15 protein-coding genes and 4 pseudogenes are annotated in these 20,290 nt (G+C 58.2%); 5 read left to right on the top strand and 14 right to left on the bottom strand.

The features are described 5' to 3' along the window. The 9 genes and pseudogenes from F8N85_RS28355 to F8N85_RS28315 form a co-directional block, all read right to left on the bottom strand. Positions 1-330, bottom strand: coding sequence for a thioredoxin family protein (locus tag F8N85_RS28355; protein ID WP_095633395.1), 330 nt, complete (start codon positions 328-330; stop codon positions 1-3). Between the two features lie 63 nt (positions 331-393). After that, the gene (locus F8N85_RS28350) at positions 394-1,092 is read right to left on the bottom strand and encodes a DsbA family oxidoreductase (RefSeq protein WP_150806788.1); all 699 of its coding nucleotides are present in this window, start codon (positions 1,090-1,092) and stop codon (positions 394-396) included. 23 nt (positions 1,093-1,115) lie between these two features. Then, positions 1,116-1,688 carry a TetR/AcrR family transcriptional regulator gene (locus F8N85_RS28345; protein WP_150806787.1) on the bottom strand — a complete coding sequence of 191 codons (573 nt, stop codon included), beginning with the start codon at positions 1,686-1,688 and terminating at the stop codon, positions 1,116-1,118. Between the two features lie 105 nt (positions 1,689-1,793). Next, positions 1,794-2,565 (bottom strand): annotated as a pseudogene (locus tag F8N85_RS28340) (SDR family NAD(P)-dependent oxidoreductase). Between the two features lie 98 nt (positions 2,566-2,663). Continuing rightward, positions 2,664-3,218: an OsmC family protein gene (locus tag F8N85_RS28335; RefSeq protein WP_104910643.1), complete on the bottom strand. Its 555-nt coding sequence runs from the start codon at positions 3,216-3,218 to the stop codon at positions 2,664-2,666. 395 nt (positions 3,219-3,613) lie between these two features. Further along, complete coding sequence (locus tag F8N85_RS28330) at positions 3,614-4,189, bottom strand: TetR/AcrR family transcriptional regulator (protein ID WP_150806786.1); 576 nt, start codon at positions 4,187-4,189, stop codon at positions 3,614-3,616. A gap of 323 nt (positions 4,190-4,512) precedes the next feature. Beyond that, complete coding sequence (locus F8N85_RS28325; RefSeq protein ID WP_150806785.1) at positions 4,513-7,599, bottom strand: efflux RND transporter permease subunit; 3,087 nt, start codon at positions 7,597-7,599, stop codon at positions 4,513-4,515. Next, positions 7,596-8,717 (bottom strand): efflux RND transporter periplasmic adaptor subunit, encoded by a 1,122-nt coding sequence (locus F8N85_RS28320; RefSeq protein WP_150806784.1) that lies wholly within the window; start codon positions 8,715-8,717, stop codon positions 7,596-7,598. Before F8N85_RS28320 ends, F8N85_RS28325 begins: the two co-directional genes overlap by 4 nt. Before the next feature lie 177 nt (positions 8,718-8,894). Further along, on the bottom strand, positions 8,895-9,515 hold the full coding sequence (locus F8N85_RS28315) for a TetR/AcrR family transcriptional regulator (RefSeq protein ID WP_030132395.1): 621 nt from the start codon (positions 9,513-9,515) through the stop codon (positions 8,895-8,897). 87 nt (positions 9,516-9,602) lie between these two features. On the opposite strand from F8N85_RS28315, the gene F8N85_RS28310 reads away from it, so the two are divergent. The 3 genes and pseudogenes from F8N85_RS28310 (at position 9,603) to F8N85_RS28300 (ending at position 13,095) form a co-directional block, all read left to right on the top strand. Further along, positions 9,603-11,120: an efflux transporter outer membrane subunit gene (locus F8N85_RS28310; RefSeq protein WP_150806783.1), complete on the top strand. Its 1,518-nt coding sequence runs from the start codon at positions 9,603-9,605 to the stop codon at positions 11,118-11,120. A gap of 298 nt (positions 11,121-11,418) precedes the next feature. After that, a pseudogene (gene zapE, locus F8N85_RS28305) lies at positions 11,419-11,694 on the top strand (AFG1/ZapE family ATPase); the annotation flags it as partial. 69 nt (positions 11,695-11,763) lie between these two features. Continuing rightward, entirely contained in the window at positions 11,764-13,095 is a 1,332-nt protein-coding gene (locus F8N85_RS28300) for a leucine-rich repeat-containing protein kinase family protein (protein ID WP_150806782.1), read from the top strand. A gap of 129 nt (positions 13,096-13,224) precedes the next feature. On the opposite strand, the gene F8N85_RS28295 is transcribed toward F8N85_RS28300, so the two are convergent. Then, entirely contained in the window at positions 13,225-13,932 is a 708-nt protein-coding gene (locus F8N85_RS28295) for a YebC/PmpR family DNA-binding transcriptional regulator (protein ID WP_150806781.1), read from the bottom strand. Positions 13,933-14,148: 216 nt separating this feature from the next. Here F8N85_RS28295 and F8N85_RS28290 point away from each other — a divergent pair, with 216 nt between their 5' ends. After that, on the top strand, positions 14,149-16,239 hold the full coding sequence (locus F8N85_RS28290; RefSeq protein ID WP_150806780.1) for a type VI secretion system Vgr family protein: 2,091 nt from the start codon (positions 14,149-14,151) through the stop codon (positions 16,237-16,239). A gap of 8 nt (positions 16,240-16,247) precedes the next feature. Here the strand turns inward: F8N85_RS28290 and F8N85_RS35895 are convergent. From F8N85_RS35895 to F8N85_RS28280, 3 genes and pseudogenes are all read right to left on the bottom strand, one after another. After that, positions 16,248-16,355: pseudogene (locus tag F8N85_RS35895) on the bottom strand (hypothetical protein); the annotation flags it as partial. After that, positions 16,338-16,478: pseudogene (locus F8N85_RS35220) on the bottom strand (FAD-dependent oxidoreductase); the annotation flags it as partial. The pseudogenes F8N85_RS35895 and F8N85_RS35220, both read right to left, overlap by 18 nt. 85 nt (positions 16,479-16,563) lie before the next feature. Further along, the gene (locus F8N85_RS28280; RefSeq protein ID WP_150806779.1) at positions 16,564-17,889 is read right to left on the bottom strand and encodes an MFS transporter; all 1,326 of its coding nucleotides are present in this window, start codon (positions 17,887-17,889) and stop codon (positions 16,564-16,566) included. 283 nt (positions 17,890-18,172) lie between these two features. Between F8N85_RS28280 and F8N85_RS28275 the strand changes: the two genes are divergently transcribed. Next, positions 18,173-19,045 (top strand): LysR family transcriptional regulator, encoded by an 873-nt coding sequence (locus F8N85_RS28275; protein WP_150806778.1) that lies wholly within the window; start codon positions 18,173-18,175, stop codon positions 19,043-19,045. A gap of 261 nt (positions 19,046-19,306) precedes the next feature. On the opposite strand, the gene F8N85_RS28270 is transcribed toward F8N85_RS28275, so the two are convergent. Continuing rightward, a complete protein-coding gene (locus F8N85_RS28270) occupies positions 19,307-20,182 on the bottom strand; it encodes a LysR substrate-binding domain-containing protein (protein ID WP_150806777.1) in 876 nt (291 codons plus the stop codon). Between the last annotated feature and the right edge of the window lie 108 nt (positions 20,183-20,290).

The raw sequence follows: 20,290 nt of genomic DNA, 5'->3' as shown, positions 1-20,290 counted from the left end.
TTAAATCGCCTCTTCCAACTCCGCAAGAATGGCTTTTTTCATTGTTCCAACTGAACGGGATCCGGGCATGACCCGCAGCAGCCGCCCCTCATGGAACACCGCCAAGGATGGCACCGCCCGGATACCGTACATTTGCGCGATCGTCGGAGACACCGCCACATCAATCTTTGCAAAAGCCGCCAGGGAGTGAAGCTTTTCTTCCAAAGCATGAAAGACCGGCTTCATCTCCTGACAAGGCTTGCACCAGGACGCTGAAAACAGCACGACGCTGCTGCCTTTGGCCACAAAGCGGGCGAACTGCTGAGCACTCAACTCAACGATACGGCTCATTTGGATCTCGCTCTCAATATGGATGAAGGGCGGCACAACCCAGTGCCGCACCGCTTCTGCTGATCAAATTTTGCAGCCATCTATGCCGCAGACTTGGCTGCTGAATGCGTCATCTTCGACTTTCGACTTCTCCTGCATCTTGTTCAGCGCTTCAAGAAAAGCAGCCTCGGGCTGAGCACCGGACAATGAGAAGGCATTATCAAATACAAACAAAGGCACGCCCGAACCTAGTTGCGCGGCGATATGTTCGTCTTCCTCCATCTCTACGCGCAATTCAACGGATGACCACGCCCGTTGGATTAACGCGTCCGAAACACCTGCGGCCCTGGCTATGGCCTCCAGGCTGCCGCGATCAAACAGCGACTGACCATGGGAGGTGCTTTGCTCATATAGCGCCTCGACCAGGCGTTTTTTAACGGCTTCGTCCGCAACCGCCTTGACCAGTACATGGGCATCGGCAGTATCGCCAAACAGCATGCTGTCAAAGCGGTAATCAAGCCCATCGGCCTGGCCATATTTACTGACGGTGTTCATCATTGCGACAGCGGAATCCGGATTGCCGAGCTTGCGTTTAAGGGCAGCGATCATAGGCTCTGGCGCGTGATTTGCCGCCAGACGATAGGCCTTGACGTTGACTTGTACATTGTCTTTTTCAGCAAATTTATCGAGCGCCTGCTCGAATCGGCGCTTGGCTACCCAGCACCAAGGGCAAACAAAATCAGACCAGATATCCACTGCATATTTTTTCGAAGAGGTTTGCATGACTCGTCCTGTACTCAAAGAAATTAAGACCGCGTTACCAGCGTTTCAAGCAAATAATCGAAGCCTGCCAACGTGTCGGTTGATCGGCCCAATGTCCAATCGATAAGGCTCGCGCCCTCCAGGCTGCTCAGCAGCATGAACGCGTAGGTCTCAACGGGTTTGTCCAGCGACCAGTTGCGCTGCCGGACCCCGTCATTGAGGGTGGCCTGAAGCCAATCGAGCTGGCTCTCAAAGAACACCCGAGTGAGCCCTTGCAGCGACAGCGGCAGTGCCGCCATTTCTGCCGCCAGGGCGCCACACAAGGGCAGCAGCCCCTCGTTGGCGCTGATGATGAAAAGCCGGGCAAAACCACGAAGCCGCAGCAACGGATCGGTATTCATTTCTTCGATCGAACTGAGGGTCGCATCGAAGCGTTTGATGTAGTCCTTGATCAGCTCCGCGCCCAGACTTTCCTTGGTCGGGAAGTGATGGTGAATACTGGCTTTTCTAATACCGATCTGCGCCGCAAGATCGGCATAACTGAACGCGGAATAGCCCTTGGAGCGCATTTGGGTTTCCGCGACTCTCAACAGCGCTGCTTTTGTCGTGATCGCCATTGAAGACTCCTGCGGCCAGCATTCAGCCTTCTTTCACTTGAACTGAGTGAAGGCGTGAAAGCTCCCGCGATGGGAGCTCTCATCAGACCGCGCTCGCCACTGTGGTCAGGCCCGAACAGCCATAACTCCAGCATCCACGTCCCAGATTGCGCCGGTCACCCAGGACGTCTTGTCCGACAGCAGGAACAGGATGGTGTTGGCGACGTCTTCGGGAACGCCGACTCGTCCCAACGGGTGGAAATCGTTCAGCGACTTCATCGCTTCCGGGATCGACTCTTTGTCCATGAACCCTTCATAGATCGAGGTGTGAACGATCCCTGGCGAGACAGCGTTGACCCGAATACCCGAGTGAGCCAACTCAATTGCCAAGTTGCGTGTCAGCGCATGCAAACCTGCCTTTGCCATGGAGTAGGCAGAGGCCGGCGAACCTGCCAATGCGGCCTGTGCACCGATGGAGCCGACGTTGACAATTGCCCCTTCAAGCTTGGCGGCCAGCATGTTCTTGACCACGGCCTGAGTGATGAAGAAGGTCGCACGATTGAGAGACAGGTACATGTCGTACTCGGTCTCATCGTGCTCGGTGAACGGCTTCGGAATAAAGATCCCGGCGGAGTTCACCATCAGACTGATATCGCTATGGTTGGCATTGATTTCCTTGCGAACGAAATTCATGCCTTCTTCAGTCATCAGGTTGGCGACGATCACCGACACAGCCCAGCGGGCTCAGCTCGTTACGCACCGCATCGGCCTTGTCTTGCTTGCTGCCGGTGAGCACTACGCTGCCGCCTGCCTTGAGCACCATGCGTGCCGTTTCCAGGCCCATGCCACTGGTACCGCCGACGACCAACAGTTTTTTGCCTTTAAAAAAATCGTACATTGCAGACTCCGGTTATCCAGATTTCGTAAGGGTCGGCACCAGGGCAGCTAGCCGCCTACTGGTGCACGCTAGGTTTGAATCTGTTTGAAACAGGCGAATCAGCCCTCACGCACTTCGAGGGTCGGCACCATACGGATAGCTTTCGAAAAGTTGGCGTAGTTGACAGAGGTTTTGAGCACCACGTTGTGCAGCTCTTCAACACGCTCACGGGAGGCGTCGGTATGCAGGCGAATCACTACACTCACTTCGTCGTAGCCCGGGTTGACGCTTTCGTCGATGCCCAGGAAGCCACGCAGGTCGAGGGTGCCGTCAGTCTCGATTTCCAGGCTGTGAATCTTGATCCCCATCATCGCGGCATTGGCAGCATAACCGACCGACATGCAGGCGTTGAGAGCGGCCATCAGCAGCTCTTGAGGGTTAGGCGCAGTGTTTTGGCCCAGCAATTCATTAGGCTCATCGGCGACGATTTCGAAATCCCGCGAGTAGGTTTCACCGGCCAGACTGTAGCGATTGACTTTGGCCACAGAGCGAGTCTGGCCTTTCCACTGAGTCTTGACGTTGAAGCTCGCGTGGCGCTTGGTCGCATCCTCAGCAACGCCTTGGGCAAACTGCTGGAGTGCGGCGACATCGATACCATTCAGGTTGTTGCTCATGTGTTCGTTCCTCTTTGGATGGACCGGGAGTTTGGCCCGGAAGATAAACAAGCCTACCAACTAGTAGGTTGTCGATCAAGAAGTTATTCTTCTTATAACCAACCACCGAAAAAAAACAGCTTAAACAGCGTTTTTTTCCTGAATAGGGATAACTGCGATAACAATACCGTGATTGCTACTTAATCTTGTACTTTTGGTCACACACCGAAAGGCATGGGTAGGTATCCGCAACCCAAACGCGAGACTAGACGTACGCTCGTCAGATTGAGTGCGCGCAAAAAGAATTCAGAGAGTGTGAGCTAAGCGGCTGAAACCACTTACGAGGCGGGAAAACGGACCGAGCCAGCAGTGGCAGAATCGGTCGTTTTATGACGCAGAAAAAAGCTGATCGAACCTCAGTGATGCGTTTCGGTAACCCGAAGTCCATCTAAAATGAAATCAAATCCAGAAGACTGTTCGTAATTGTCGTTCAGCGCCCAAGATACAAAGCTGCCACCTTCCAACGTATTCAAGATGAACCTGGCAACCTTCACGCCGTCCAGCTCAGCTTTGAGTTCCCCTGCCGCTTGGCCCAGTGCGATATTGGCCTGAAGCCAATTGAGATGGATTTCGAAAAAGTCCCGCGTCATTTCCTTTAGGCTTTCAGGCAAAGCCAGCAACTCCGCCGCCAAGGCGCCGCAGAGCGGAAGCATCGCGTTTTTACTGCTTTGCGCGAACATCAAGGCGAAGGCATTGAGCCGATCGATAATGCCGGTATTTTCATCATTGATGCATTCCAGCTGATTCTTGAACCGGAACAGATAACTCTCAACGATGGCAATCGCCAGACTTTCTTTGGTGGGAAAGTGGTGGTGAATACTCGCCTTCTTGATACCGATGTCTTCCGCCAGATCGGCATAGCTGAAGGCTGCGTAACCCTTGGTACGCAACAGAATCTCAGCGCTGCTCAGGAGGTCGGAACGTGTACTCATGATGCCGTTTCCAAATTTATCAATGCGGCATCATAAATTAGTACTTCTTCATAAGACAGCGTTCAGGTTGCGCACCTATGAACCACCCACTGGAATCGGCCTATAAATGAGACCTGCGCGGACTTGAATGCCGGTAAATACGGCCATGCCTCAAGCAACACCGTCTGCAATGACAGGGCTGCAGATAGCCCGCCAAACACCGTTCTTCCCTGGAGCCAGTTGGCCGGAGCCTCGAAGGGCGCAGCGGGATCAAACTGCTGAGTAATCCGGGCCAACGAGCTCATATCGATTTTCCTTTTTGAGACGATCCAGGCACGCAGGTATCAAGCAACATGAGTGTTCGCTGCAAGCTCATGCGCGGGCTCAGGCTTGATCTTGAACCAGAGGGCGTACATCGCTGGCAGGAACACCAGGGTCAGTACTGTGCCGGCAAACGTACCGCCAATCAGGGTGTACGCCAGCGTTCCCCAGAACACCGAATGGGTCAGCGGAATGAACGCCAGCATCGCCGCCAACGCCGTGAGAATCACTGGCCGTGCACGCTGCACAGTGGCTTCGACCACTGCGTCATAAGGCGACAGACCGGCTTGCTTATTAGAGTGAATCTGGCCAATGAGGATCAGCGTGTTGCGCATCAGAATCCCTGACAAGGCAATCAATCCCACCAAGGCGTTGATCCCGAACGGCTGCTGGAACAGCAGCAGAATTGGCACCACACCAATCAGGCCCAAAGGCGCGGTGGCGAACACCATCATCATTGCCGACATCGAGCGCACCTGAATGATGATGGTCAGCAACATCAGCGCGATCATGATCGGGAACAACGGCAGCAATGCCTTGTTTGCTTTACCCGACTCCTCGATCGCGCCGGCAAACTCAATGCGGTAGCCCGCCGGCAGCTTTTCGATGATGGGTTGCAACTGCGTTATCAAGGCGTTGGATACATCGGGAGGCTGACGACCTTCAGCCACGTCACCGCGCACGGTGATGGTCGGCGTCCGATCACGACGCCGCAGGATGGGCTCCTCCATGCGCACATCCACCGCCCCTACCTGGGACAGCGACACGCGCTGGCCTTGGACGCCGGTCAGCGTGAAGGCGGCAATTTTCGACGGATCCAGACGCGTTTCACCCGCCGAGCGAGCCACCACCTGAACCGAACGAATGTCCTCACGCACCTCGGTGACAGGCACCCCCGTAAGCAGGAATTGCAGCTGTTGCGCGACATCGGTCGAGGTCAAGCCGAATGCTTGCAGGCGATCCTGATCCAGCGTGAGATGAAGTGCCGGTGCGCGCTCGCCTAAGTCGGTGTTGACGGTCCTCATCAGGGGGCTGACGCTCATGACCGCACGCACCTGCGCGGCGATATCTCGTAACACCGCGGGGTCGGCGCCCATCACCCGAAAGGCCACCGGATACGGTGAATAAGGACCAAATACCAACTGCGTCACCCGCACCCGAGCTTCAGGCGCCAAGCCATCGGCCGCCGCTTGTCTGAGGCGGAGTTTGAGCGCCTCACGCTCTTGCTGATTCGCGGTCAGGACGACGATTTTTGCGAAGGATGGATCGGGTAGTTCAGGGGCCATCGCCAAGTAGAAGCGCGGCGCGCCCTGGCCAATGTAAGCAGTGACGATCTTGGCCTCCGGCTGCTGAGCCAACCACGCCTCGACCTTGGCCGCCGCCACATCAGTCTGTTCGATAGAGGTGCCGTAAGGCATCTGCACCTCAACCAGCACCTCAGGTCGGTCGGACGTGGGGAAGAACTGCTTGTTGACCACGCCCATGCCCAAAATCGCAACAACAAACAAGCCCACGACGGATGTCGCCACCAGGCCTTTGCGGCGGATCACACTGCCCAGCAGGCGCCTGAAACGCTGGTAGTTCGGTGTACCGTAAATCGCCGTATGCCCGCCTTCAGGCACCTTGATCTGCGGCAGCAGTTTGACGCCCAGGTAAGGTGTAAACACCACGGCCACCACCCAGGAAGTGATCAGCGCGATGCCAACGATCCAGAACATGTTCGCGGTGTACTCACCAGCGGTCGACTTGGCAAAACCGTTGGGCATAAAGCCGATCGCCGTCACCAACGTTCCCGACAACATCGGCGCGGCCGTGTGGCTCCAGGCATAAGCGGAGGCCTTGATTCGGTCGTAGCCCTCCTCCATCTTCACCACCATCATTTCAATGGCAATGATTGCATCGTCCACCAGCAGTCCCAGCGCCAGAATCAACGAGCCCAGGGTAATTCGATCAAAGTCTTTGCCCGTGGCCGCCATGACAATGAACACGGCCGCCAGGGTCAGCGGCACCGCCGCGGCAACCACAACGCCGACACGCCAGCCCATGCTGAGAAAACACACCAGCAGCACCACGCCCAAGGCAGCAAAAAACTTCACCATGAACTCGTTGACGGAGGCGCCAATATTCACTGCCTGATCCGTGACCTTGGTCAGGCTCATGCCCAAAGGCATCTGCTCGTTGATCGCTGTGGCCTCAGCGTCAAGCGACTTCCCCAAATCCAGGCCGTTCCAGCCGTCGCGCATGACCACGCCGAGCAACAGTGCCGGCTCGCCGTTGTTGCGTACCAGGAACGTCGCGGGGTCCTCATAACCACGCTTGACCTCAGCCACATCGGACAACTTGAGGGTTCTGCCTTGCACCGTCAGTGGGGTATTACGAATCTTCTGCAGGTCATCAAACGCGCCATCCAGGCGGATGAAAACCTGTGGGCCCTTCGCTTCTACCGAACCTGCCGGGGTTATCATGTTTTGCGTGTTCAACGCACTGAAGATGTCTCGTGCGGAAATGCCCAGTGTCGCCAAACGCTCGTAGGACAGCTCGACAAAAATGCGCTCGGCCTGTTCACCGATGATGTTGACCTTCTTCACACCCGCCACATGCAGCAGACGCTGGCGCAAGCTCTCGGCTTCGCGCACCAACAGACGTTGGGGCTCGCCCTTGGCCTTGAGCGCATAGAGCGCGAAGGTGACATCGGAATACTCATCATTGACCATCGGGCCGATCACCCCAGACGGCAACCCCTTCTGCTCATCCAGGATTTTCTTGCGCGCCTGGTAAAACTCCTCCTGGACGGCTGAGGGCGGCGTGCTGTCGAGCAGGTACACCGTAGTGAATGCCAAGCCGGGCCGGGTGAAGGTCTCGGTCCGATCGTACCAACGCAGTTCCTGCATGCGTTTTTCCAGCTTTTCTACCACCTGGTCTTGCATCTCCTGGGCTGTCGCCCCAGGCCAGGCGGTGACCACCGTCATTTGTTTAATGGTGAATGCGGGATCTTCCGCACGCCCCAGTTTGAAGAAGGCGTACAACCCACCCACAGAAATCAGCAGGATCAAAAACAGGGTGATTGAGCGCTCGCGTACGGCCAGCGCCGAAAGATTGAAGCCGCTCATCGACTTACCTCAACCACTGCATTTTGCGGAGCATCGGCGAGTTCAGTCCTGACCTTCTCTCCCTCGCTCAGCAAGTGAGCACCCAATGCGACAACTCGATCACCCACCTGCAGATCCCCCGTCACGCGCACGCTGGCCTCATTATTCAGGCCGCGAACCTTGATCGGGCGCCATGCCACCTGCTCAGCTTCCCCGCCCACCACCCAGACCCCCGGGCCTTTACCGGCGTCGTAGAGTGCCCCCATGGGCACCTGTAATTCCTTGGCATCAGCAACATCCGTGTCAGCGATAACCACTGATATCGTCGAACCCAGGGTGGCGTTGGAGAGTGCCCCCTCCAGCACATAACGCGCTTCAAACGTTCGGGTCTGTCGGTCGGCAGAGTCGGACAACTGGCGTAAACGCGCTTTACCTGCAGTCTGGTGCTGACCGTATAGCTCAACCGTCGCCGCCGAGCCCAGCGCAGGACGTAGCGTCTCGGGTAACTGGATCACGGCCTCGCGCTGCCCTGAATGGGCAACGCGTACCACCACCTGCCCTGCGCCAACTACCTGCCCCGGCTCCGCCAAGGTATCCACTACCACCCCGTCAGCATCCGCCAGCAACGTCGAATAACCGGTCGCGTTTTTCGCCACATCAGCCTGGGCCTGGGCAGCGTTGAGTTGGGCTTTCGCCGAATCGGCAGCTGCTTTGAACCCTGCGTAAGCTGAAGCAGATACCGCTCCGACGGACACCAGATCACGGTAGCGAAGCTCGTCATCGGAGGCCTGCCGAGCTCGGGCCATGGCGGCCAGTACCGCTTCCTGCTGTGCCCGCGCGGTCAGCGTCAGGTCGTTGGCATCGATTCGCATAAGTGGCTGCCCGCGCTTGACACTCTGTCCAGCATCCACCAAACGCTCCAAGACCTTCCCAGGCACCCGAAAACCGAGATCGCTCTGAACTCGGGCCGCGACGATACCGGTGAATACCCGTGCCGCAGGCGCGGAGGGTTGAACCACGCCGATGCGCACCAAGGGCACTTGAAGGCGAGGATCGGCAGGCGTGGCCTCGTTGCAGGCCGCTAGGGCAAACGGCAACAAGACAATGAAAATGGCTGACATGCGGTGGCGGCGGATCATAAAGACCTCTCGGTAGCGGATGCACCATGCTTATTCAAGTGACCATTTATGTCAATAGTCACTACCGAGACGAATGAACATCGCCCACTTGATCAGAGCAGAGCAAAGAGGCTCGATATCTAGTTTTTTCAGGCGCACACGCTAATACGGATGCGCAGCGCATCCGTCAGCAGAGGTTTAAGGCATCAGGCTGCGCAGAACAAGATTGGAGATGAGAGAAGGGGCTTCTTCAACAAAATCGAGGTTGTACTGCAATAGCAGAGGATTGATGAAGGGCCGCAGAGCGAGATGAATCGCCTCTACCGTCTCGTCCAGCGGAGTCTTGCGTTCAAACTCACCGAGCTCTCGCCCCTCACGCACGATTTGCAACACGAAGCTCTTGATCTGAGCGTCATAGACTTGTGAGCTGGGCCATCGCTCCGACGCGGCGAACGCTGCGATGTCGTAGAGTTTACGGTCGTTAAAGAACAGGCTCACACCTGTAGCGATTAGGGTTTTGACCAGGCGCCGAAAACGTTCAGTCGGCGAGATGCCGTCTACATTGATGGCTTGCTCCACTGCCGCAACGATTTCAGTCAGGCAATTTGTACAGATTGCTTCACCAATCGCCTGCTTGGATTCAAAGAATTTGTAGATGTAAGCCTTGGAAAAGCCGATGGCCTTGGCTAGGTCAGAAACCGTTGTTTTGCCATAACCGTATTGACTGAAATGTTCGTTGGCCGCCGCGACAATCTGGTCTCGAATGTCGTGATCGGCTGGGCCACGGGCGCTGGGCGAAGAAACTGATGGCTGATTCATGCGAGCAGCTTACTCATCCCAAAGGTGGTTGACAACTTGTGACCAAATTGTAATATCGTCACAAACCGACCCTTTCGCAGGTATCACATGCACCCTCCTCCTCGTTTCGCCGTTTTGCTGTGTTTGGGTATGGTTGCAGGTTGCGCAGTGGGCCCCGACTACTCAAAACCCCGTGTGGAATTGCCCGAGCATTTCTCCGCGCAAACGTCCAAGGCACGACAACTGGGCGCCGCAAATGACGATCTCGCCGCTTGGTGGAACGCATTTAATGACCCAATACTCAGTCAGCTGATAAATCGAGCACTTGAACAGAACCTCGATTTAGCCCAGGCAAACGCAAGGATCGAGCAGGCTCGCGCCGGTTTGGGCGCAGCTAACGCAGCCCTCCTGCCGTCGGCTACCGTCAATGGTCAAGCGGCCCGAGCCCGTCAGTCATTGGAGACGCCGTTGGGCCAAGTGCTGAATTCAGACCCTTCCTATAATCGCTACGGCAGTGCCTATGAGGCGAACTTGAATACCGGCTGGGAGCTGGATGTGTTTGGCGGGCTGCGCCGAGGTAAAGAAGCGGCCTTCGCCGATTATCAGGCCTCGCAAGCCGGAGCGATTGCCACACGCCTGGCAGTGGTCGCGCAAACAGCCGACCTTTACATCAGCATCCGTGGCCTGCAAGCACGCCTGGAAATTGCCCGGCAGCAAGTAGACACACGACAACAACTGCTCACCACCATCGAACATCTCTACGCAAAAGGCCTGGCGGCTGAACTGCAGTTGAACCAGACCCAAGGCGCGCTGAACCAAGCGCAGGCCACCGTGCCGGTACTGCAAGCAGGCATTGACACGGCAATGAATGCGCTGGATGTCATGTTGGGCAAGGCGCCCGGCACTTACAGCGCGCAGTTGACTAAGCTGGCGCCCATCCCTGAGGTGCCAGGCCTCTCGGACATGGGCGCTCCAGCCGACCTGCTGCGTCGGCGTCCAGACTTGATCGTCGCGGAGCGCCGTCTTGCGGCATCCAGCGCGCGCATCGGCGAAGCCATGTCCGAGTACTACCCCAAACTGTCTGTGGCTGCGCTGCTCGGCAGTGCTACATCGGTATCCAGCGCAAACCTATTCAGCAACGGCGCCAGTCAGGCTTCGGCGGCACTGGGATTACGCTGGCGGCTGTTCGATTTTGGCCGCATCAACGCCCAGATTGATTTGGCAAAGGGCCAGGAAGCCGAAGTCTTGGCCGCTTACCGCCAGTCCGTTCTGCGGGCCTGCGAAGATGTGGAAAGCGCTGTTTCGGCACGGATCAACCGCGAGCAACAATCGACCCAGCTCGCCCAGGGCGAGTCGGCGTATGCGAAAGCCAGAGCGACATCGTTTGCCGCCTATGAAAAAGGCGTGGTCAGCTTGATCGAAGTGCTGGATGCCGATGAACATCTCCTAGCGGCATCTGATGGCAGAGCCCAGGCACAAACTGAATCGGCTCGCGCTGCAGTGGCCACGTTCAAAGCATTGGGCGACGGTTGGCAGCGAGATGACTCAGATGCTCGCGTTGTCTCAAAAAGAGCGGAAACTCGAATGTTTTTTCCTGATCCAGGGATATCGAAAGAACTCCAATAAAATACGGGCTGGATTAGGATAATCGTAGGGATATATATACTAAAAAACAGAATAATTTCATTGTAGAACAAATGCTTATTTTTCTATTCGAGTCCAGGTCGTGGAGCCATCTTCCTGCACTGATTCGCCGGCAACACTCAACAGAGCGCCCTGCTCTGACAGCGAATCAGCTCTGCGCTAAAAATACTTAAATCTGCATCAGCCTCTGATCAACCGATTCAGAGGCCAGTCGCTTTGCGCCTGCTTTCAACAGGCTGTCCGTTGAAGATCATTGGCCGAGCCAGCGCTCCTTTGGTTAAACCTTTGCGAGCAACCCACTGCCGTCATGGACTACCTGGAACTGTGCCGGCGCTTTGACACCTGGATCATCGATGGGCTGCCCGATCTTGCGCACTGCTCGACGGCCACCCAGCAACGCTTTATCAATCTGATCGACGTGCTGTATGACCAGGATAAACGCCTGCTGTTGCTGGGAGAAAGGCCTCTGCGCGAGCACCTGGGCTTTGAAGCCATCGACCTTGCGCGAACCCGCAGTCGCCTGGGGCAGCTGATCGAGATTGGCCCGACGGCATAAACCATCGAGCCCGGACCCCATTGTCGCTATCATGACGCGCCCTCCTCTTTCCAGGCGATGAAACTGTTTATGGATACCCTTGCGCGACTGCGGGCCGGCCACCTTGCCGGAGCCAAACGCCTGGATCTGGCCTGTGGGCTGACGGAGTTTCCAGCCGAGATCTTCGAACTGGCGGACTCCCTCGAGGTGCTGAACCTCAGTGGCAATGCCTTGAGTACACTGCCGGACGACCTGCATCGGTTGACGCAGTTACGGGTGCTGTTCTGCTCGGACAATCAATTCACCGAGCTGCCGGGCTGTCTCGGCCAATGCGCGCAACTGAGCATGGTCGGCTTCAAGGCCAACCGCATCGAGCACGTCCACGCCAGCGCGTTGCCGCCGTTGCTGCGCTGGCTGATCCTGACCGATAACTGCATCGATGAGCTACCTGCCGAGCTGGGCGAAAGAGTGCATTTGCAAAAGCTCATGCTCGCGGGCAACCACTTGCAGCAACTGCCGGCAAGCCTGAGCCAGTGCCATCAGCTTGAGCTGATCAGGATCGCCGCCAACCGCCTGACCGAGCTGCCACAGTGGCTGTTGTCGCTGCCACGGCTGACGTGGCTGGCATATGCCGGCAATCCTATGGAATCCGCGATTGACCTGGCAGCGCTGGACGCCACCCCGAACATTCCCTGGTCGCAGCTGCAACTGCAACAGTCACTGGGTGAAGGCGCGTCCGGGGTCATTCATCAAGCACTGTGGGAACAACCGTCGCCACCTGTGCGAACGGTTGCAGTGAAGCTCTACAAGGGCAGCATGACCAGTGACGGTTCACCCCTGCATGAAATGAATGCCTGCATTACCGCGGGCCAGCATGCCAATCTGATCAAGGTCGAAGGCAGGGTCGTCGAGCATCCGCAGGCCCGGGCCGGGCTGGTGATGCAACTGATCGATCCCGGCTACCGCAATCTGGCCGGGCTGCCGAGCCTTGCTTCCTGCACCCGGGACGTCTATGAAGACGGCACCCGGTTCAGCGTTGCGGTGGCGCTGCGAATCGCCTGCGGCATCGCCTCGGTCGCCGCGCACTTGCACCAGCAGGGCATCACCCACGGCGATCTTTACGCTCACAACATTCTGTGGAACACAGAAGGTGACTGCCTATTGGGGGATTTCGGCGCAGCGTCGTTTCACCCTGCATCAGACAGTGTCGAGAGCCGCGCCCTGCAACGCATAGAAGTCCGGGCGTTCGGGATTCTGCTGGGGGAATTGCTGGAGCGGATCGAGCCGGGATTGAGCGCCGAGAGCCGTGAACAGCTGGAAGCCTTGCAGAGGCACTGCTGTCAGCCAGAGGTGCTGGCGCGACCGGGGTTTGTAGAAATTGGCGAAGAGTTGCAGGTTGCGCGGGAATCGGCGGTGTCTTGAAAAGATCGCAGCCTGCGGCAGCTCCTACAGGGATCGAGTCCATCCGCGATATCGGATGAACGAAAATCCCGTAGGAGCTGCCGCAGGCTGCGATCTTTATCAGCCAACGCAGCTCTTGCAGAAAGCCCCTTAACCCGCCAGACCGACAAACATGTCCTGCACGTCATCGTGGTTGTCGAGGCCTTCGAGGAAGGCTTCGACTTCTTCCATTTGCGCGTCGCTCAAACCGCTGACCGGGTTTTTCGGCTGGTAGCCCAGCTTGGCTGACAGCACGGTAAAACCCTGCTCCGGCAATGCCTTTTGTACCGCGTCGAGGTCGGCTGGTTCGGTAATGAACAGCGTCGTACCCTCTTCTTCGCCCGCTTCGAAGTCCTGAGCGCCGGCCTCGATAGCCGCCATCTCCGGATCTGCATCAGGGCTGTCAGGGGACGCTTCGATCATGCCGACATGGTTGAAATCCCAGGCAACCGAACCCGAAGCACCCAACTGGCCCTTACGGAACGCCACGCGAATTTCCGCGACGGTGCGGTTGATATTGTCGGTGACGCACTCGACGATGAGCGGGACCTGATGCGGCGCGAAACCTTCATATGTGACACGATGGTACTGAACGGTTTCGCCCAGTTGGCCCGAGCCTTTCTTGATCGCGCGTTCCAGGGTTTCGCGGGGCATCGAGGCTTTTTTCGCCTGTTCCACCACCAGACGCAGGTGCGCGTTAGTCGCCGTATCCGCGCCGTTGCGCGCGGCAATGGTGATCTCTTTCACCAGTTTGCCGAAGATCTTGCCCTTGGCATTGGATGCCGCTTCTTTGTGTTTAACCTTCCACTGTGCGCCCATTACTCACTCTCTTGATCTGTGGCGCCGAAACATCTATTGGCCGACGCTTTGTGCAAGTTTATACGGCATAAAGTTACCAATCGACCAAAAAGTAGAGTGACTGATCGACTTCTGCGCCTCATGTCGTAGGGGCTTTCCTAAAAGCCGCTTGGGCCACCCATTCGCCGCTGTCGTTTCGTAACCTCTGCCTCCTGATCGAAGGCAAGAGCGTATGAGATGCACAAGGACCTGCAACCCCCCATTACCCTGACGAGCTGCGAAGGCTCCTGGAGCCTGCAGGTGACCCGTTTCACCGGTCGCGAAGCACTCAATGAGCCTTTTCGTTTCGATATGGAGCTGGTCGACCGCAACCCCGGAACCGACCTTGAACCCTTGCTGCAACAGTCGGCATTCCTGCGCCTGGGAGACGACAGCGGCATCCACGGCATCATCCAGCGTGCCGGCAGACACCATCTCGGGTCACTCCAGACCGGCTACAGCCTCACCTTGGCGCCCTATCTCCAAGTGCTCGAACAACGCACCTGCCGGCGGGTGTTCCACGACCTGAGCGTGCCGCTGATTCTGCGTCAGCTACTCGAAGAACATCGGTTGCCAGTCGGCAGCTATCGCTTCGAACTGCCCTATGGCCAATACCCGCTGCGGCCTTTTTGCATCCAGTTCGACGAAAGCGATCTGTATTTCCTGCAACGTTTGTGCGAAGAAGAAGGTATCCACTACCACTTCGAGCACGAGACCGACCGGCATGTGCTGGTGTTCGCCGATGACAGCGAAGGATTTGTACAACTGCCGGTAGCCACCCCTTATCGTCCTCCCGCAGAACAGCAACCTGGCCAACCGACCATCAGTCAGCTGTCCGAATGGCATGTTGCCGAGGTGGCGCAACCGACGCGTTTTCACAGTCCGATCCTGTCGTTCGACACCCCTGTCGCCGACCAGAGCGCAACCCATCTAGCCCATGGCCAGATGTACGGCCCCGCCAACCGACTCGCACCCGATCAAATGCATACAAGCCAGCGAGGTCGGCGCGCATTGGAGCGCCTGCGCAGCCAGCACCGCCACATCGTCGGTCACAGCGATCAGCCGCGGCTGCACAGCGGCCAGATCCTTCAGGTACTGGGCCATCCGATGTCGCAGTTCAACGATCAATGGTTGCTCAGCGAAGTGCACCACCAGTGGCAACAGCCGGCACTCAAACCCGAGACCTCGCAGCCGTGTGGGTGGCAGGTGGCCGAGGGGTCGCGCGATGAACACCTGGCGAACCCCGCGACAGCGCCGCTGCCCGAGGGTTATCGCAATCAGTTCAAGGCTATTCCCTGGTGCGTGGCCTTCCGACCGGCGCTCAAGCACCCTAAACCCTGCATGCCCGGCTATGAGCGTGGCTGGGTGGCCGGCTCCCATGGGCAGCCCGCAGCGCAAGATGCTCAAGGGCGGATCAAGGTGCGTCTGGCATGGGCGCGACAGGACAGCCATGACCCGCACAGCGGCCTCTGGATGCCGCTCGCTTATCACCCGTTCAGTGGCCACGCTGATCAGAGCAGACTGCCCATGGCCGGCAGCGAAGTGCTAGTCAGCTTCATCGACAGCGACCCGGACCAACCAATCGTCTGGCCCTGCGCTGGCAATCTTGCATTGTCAGCGCCCGCGGCGGACCCGGCGGCAGCCTTGCCCGGTATTTACCTCAACGGGCAGCGACTCGCAGAGCAGACTCGCCGCGTGCAGGTCGAGCCTGGGCAAACGCTGCAGGTGCAGCACAGCCAGGCGCTGACCTTGACCGCCAACGGTAACCGGCTGCACCTCAGCCCGAGCAATATCACGTTGTCTGGAACCCTGTTCGACTTAAAGGGACCGGGTCAGGATTTACCACCGGCGCCTGAACCGACACCCGCCGAGCCCGAACTGTGGAACGCTGATATCTACTTGTACGAGCGTCCGCCAGCTTCGGACCAGCGCCTGCCCGAGACCCAGTGGTACATCGTGCGCATGCCTCGTCCAGGACTGCAGGACCTGGCCAGCCTGAGCCGCGACGACATCCTCATGGAAGGCAAAAGCCAGCACTTGGGCAGCCTCGACCTGAACCCGGAACAAAAGCGCCAATTGGCCCTGGAGTTTATTCGAACCCCGAACCAGCTCTGCCTGCTGTACCCGGGACAATGCGTAGCGCTGGCCGAGTACCTTCAGCACCACTGGACCACCGAGCAACGACAGGCGTTCATGAGCACCGGTACGGTGTCCATGGCGCACACTGCCGGCATCGAATCGAGTCTGTTTTTCGACTGGCTGGTGAATGGCAAGGACCGTTGGCGCTGAAACCGCAATCAGCCTTTGTCGGCCTTGCCCGCCGCTGCGGCGAACCGGGCCAGACGCACGTCCAGGTGCCGCGGACGGTGCCCGTGATCTTCGGCGCGTTCCTTGCGCCGGATCGCGGCCCACAGCCCGGTATAACCACCGCCGACGATACAGACGTCAGTGCTGGTATCAGCCTGCAAAGGCTCGCAAGACGCTGACGGATCATACTTCAGGGCTTGTTCCAGCCAGAAAGGTCTCATGGGGGGTAAATCTCCAGATCAATTGGCCACAGCCTGACCTGCCGTCATGACACGACGGCAGGCAGGACAGGTTTGGAAAAGGGGCTCAGGTGCGCAGCGATTTGATCGCCATCGGCTGATTGGGGACAAAGGCGCAATAGGGCTTGAGACCCGCCGGGCGGCTGTTCCAGTGGGGAATCAGGACCAGTGCGGAGAACATCGCGCAACCGGCGAAGACGATAAATACCGTGACCGTGTCGAAGTAACCTGGCAGCAGCCCGCCGAGAATCGCTCCGACCGAACCGCAGCCATTGACGAAGCCGGCGGCCGTCGCGCCGGCCTTGGCGGTACCGAAGTCGATCGCTGCCGCGCCGCTGATCATCGAGTCGGGTCCGTACAGGGTCAGCCCCATGAAAAACAGCAGGGCCACTACCAGCAATACACTGCCGGTATGCAAGGCACCCATGAAAAATACCAGCGATACGGTCAGTGCCAATAAGCTCAACACGCAGGCCGGCATTCGTCGCGCACCGAACAACTTGTCCGATGCCAGGCCAATCATGATCGGCCCGAGCAAGCCCGCCAGTTCAAAGGCAGTCGGGATGATCGCCGCACCGACCTTGCCCACCGAGGGCATTTGCTCGAAGACAATCACCGGCCCCCATAGCAGAATCGCGTAGCGCGCCGGTTTCAACATAAAGTAAGCCAGGCCAAGCGTCAGCACCGTGCGGTTACGCAGAATCTCGCGCAACGGCTCCCAGACGCTGATTTTGCTCTGGGCCTCGGCCTCTTCAGCCGTCAGTTCCGGCTCGGGCTCCACGGCGGGCAAACCAACGTCTTCAGGCTTGTTGCGCTGAAAAACAAAGAACAAAACCGCAACGACCGCGACCACCGCCGCACTGGAGATGAATGCGGCGTGCCAGGTACCAATCAGCGTGTAGGCCCACCAGCCAGCAAATGGCGATGCAACCAGTCCGCCAAAGGCGTAGCTGGAACTCCATAAGCCCAGAACCCGCCCGCGCTGCTCGGCGGGAAAGAAGCTGCCGACGTTTTTGCACAATCCCGACCAGCCTGTGGACTGAGCCAAGCCCTGGATCAACATACAGGTGAAGAAGATCGGTAGCGTCGCGAAACTGCCCATGACCAGCGCCGCCACGGCAGAAATCAGCAAGCCGCCCAACACCACGACCCGCGGGCCGAAACGGTCGGCGAAAATCCCCCAGGTGAACTGACCGACCGCGTAAGCCGCCAGGTAGACGCCGTCGAGGTTGGCCATCATCATTTTGTCGAGATGAAAATTGGGGTCTTCACCGATCCCCAGTTTGGCCACGGAAAAAGCTTTGCGGGTGAAATAGAAGGCCGCGTAGGCCAGCCAGGTGATGGCGAAAATCTGCACGCGCCAACGCTTGATGGTGCCGATGTGCTTGTTCATTGTGATTCTGACCTCAGGGTGTGCCGGCAGAATTAGAAAAAAACGCCTGTATTTTTATTGTTGAGCACCGCGATATCACTCCTCGGAAGGAGCGATACCGGTCAGATGAGTCCTGCCGTTCCCTGTAGTCGGGATTGTCCATGCACGCATAGGCTCATGGCCACCGGGAACTGTCGAACGGCCAGTCCCCAGGGGTTGAAGCGGATAAAAACAATTACTGACTAATAAGTGAAATCGATTTATCGTATTTTAAATATAAGCTCAGCTTGTACGAGGAACCCCGATGTCGGTATCTCACGCCCAGCTCAAGGCCTTCCACGCGGTCGCCGTCCATGGCAGCTTCACCCGCGCCGCCGAACGCTTGTTCCTGACTCAGCCAGCGATTTCCGACCAGGTGCGCAAGCTTGAGGAGCGCTTCGAGGTTTTGCTGTTCCATCGCAATAAACGCTCGGTGCGCCTGACCGATCTGGGCGAACGCTTACTGAGCATCACCCAGCGTCTGTTCGTCGTCGAAGCCGAGGCGCAGGAGTTGCTGCAGTACTCTCAAGCCCTGCAGACCGGCAGCCTGATCCTCGCCGTGGATGCCCCGGTTCATGTGCTGCCGCAGATCGCCCGTTTCTGTGAGCACTACCCCGGCATCAGCGTGAAGATCGAGACCGGCAACACCGATGAATCGCTGTTTCGGCTGTTCAACTACCAGGCCGACCTGGCCCTGCTCGGCCGTGAAGTCAACGACGAGCGGTTGCTGTCGCTGCCGCTGCGCAATGACCCGATGGTTGCCTTCGTTTCACGCAATCATCCATGGGCCAACCGCACATCAATCTGCCTGGCGGACCTGGATGACACGCCCTTGGTATTGCGGGAAGTCGGCTCGGTGACCCGGCAGACGCTGGAGGAAGAAATGCACCAGGCCGGATTTCGTATCCGACCGGCGATTCAGGTCGAAGGACGTGAAGCGGCGCGCGAGGCGGTGGTGGTGGGGATTGGTGTGGGCGTGGTCTCGGCCGCCGAGTTCGGCGCCGACTCGCGAGTCTGTGCGCTGCCGATTACCGATTGCAAACGGCGGTTGACCGAGACCCTGGTGTGTTTGCGTGAACAGAGTTCAAGGCGGGTGGTGGCGACCTTTCTGGAGATGGTTCGCGAGAGTCTGGTGTAGGTTTCACTGGCCCCATCGCGAGCAAGCTCGCTCCCACAGTAGATCTCCTGCCTATACAAATCTTCTGCACGACAAAGGCCAAATGTGGGAGCGAGCTTGCTCGCGATGAGGGCTTGGTATTCAACATTGATGCATCTGACAGTCCGCTATCCCAGCAAGCTCCCACAGTAGATCTCTGTCAGCCAAAAATTTTCGTCCAACGCAAATCCAGTGTGTGCGGCCTTGCTCCGGGCGGCGTTCCGACGATGGCCACACCTCGGTCTATCTGGCGGACTCGCCCCCCGGCGCCAACCCGAAAAATGCCTGAATCAGGCGCAAATCCCGGCGTCGTTCCATGCAGCCGATCATGTGCCGGTTGACCAGCCCTTCGCCAATGATCGGCACCGCGGCCACCCGCGGATCGTGGCTGACTTCTACCGACGAGACCACGCCCACGCCCAACTCGGCCGCCACCGCTTCGGTCACCGCCTCGCGGCTATCCAGTTCCAGCAGCACACGTGGGCTGACCTTGACCAGGTTGCAAGCCTCGTCAAAGGTTCGGCGGGTAATCGAACCCGGCTCACGCAGCACCATGATCACCTGGTCCAACTGTTCGATGCCGATTCCCTCTGGCGTTACCAGCCAGGGATGATTGGCCGGCACCAGGGCGCAGATCCTCGACTCGCTCATCCGTTGCAAATGCAGGCCTTTGCGCGGCTGCACTTCCGTCAGCACCGCCACATCCGCGTGCTCCGAGAGCAACGCCGCGAGGGTCTCCTGGGCATTGCCCAGGCGCAGGTTCACGGTAATTCCCGGGTACTTCGCCCGCAGGTTGGCGAGCATCGGCATGACCATGTGCGGACCATCCGCCGCGACTTCCAGACGCCCGGTGAGCAACTGCCGATTGGCCTCGAGCATTGCCTGGGCCTCTTCGGCCAGACCGAACATGGCCCGGGTGATCGCTGCCAGCTTGGTCCCCTCCTCCGTCAGCTCCACCCGTCGCGCGGTGCGCCGCAGCAAGGTGATCTGGTAGCGCTCCTCCAGCGCCTTGATATGCCCGGTAACCGCCGGCTGGCTGATGAACAACCGCTCGGCAGCCCGGGTGAAGCTGCCTTCACGGGCCACGGCATCAAACGCTCTGAGCTGGAACAGGTTCATATCTATCGGCCTCACTGATGGCTGGCATAACAACAAACAATTTGATTGATGACAAGCCAAACTGCAATTTATGTCCAGTAGCTTCATCCCACTGCTTGCGAGGACACG

The organism is Pseudomonas fluorescens (genome assembly GCF_902497875.1).
In the GTDB taxonomy this organism is placed as follows: domain Bacteria; phylum Pseudomonadota; class Gammaproteobacteria; order Pseudomonadales; family Pseudomonadaceae; genus Aquipseudomonas; species Aquipseudomonas fluorescens_BR.
Note: the sequence above shows the minus strand (reverse complement) of the source record. Positions and strands in the feature narration are given on the sequence as shown.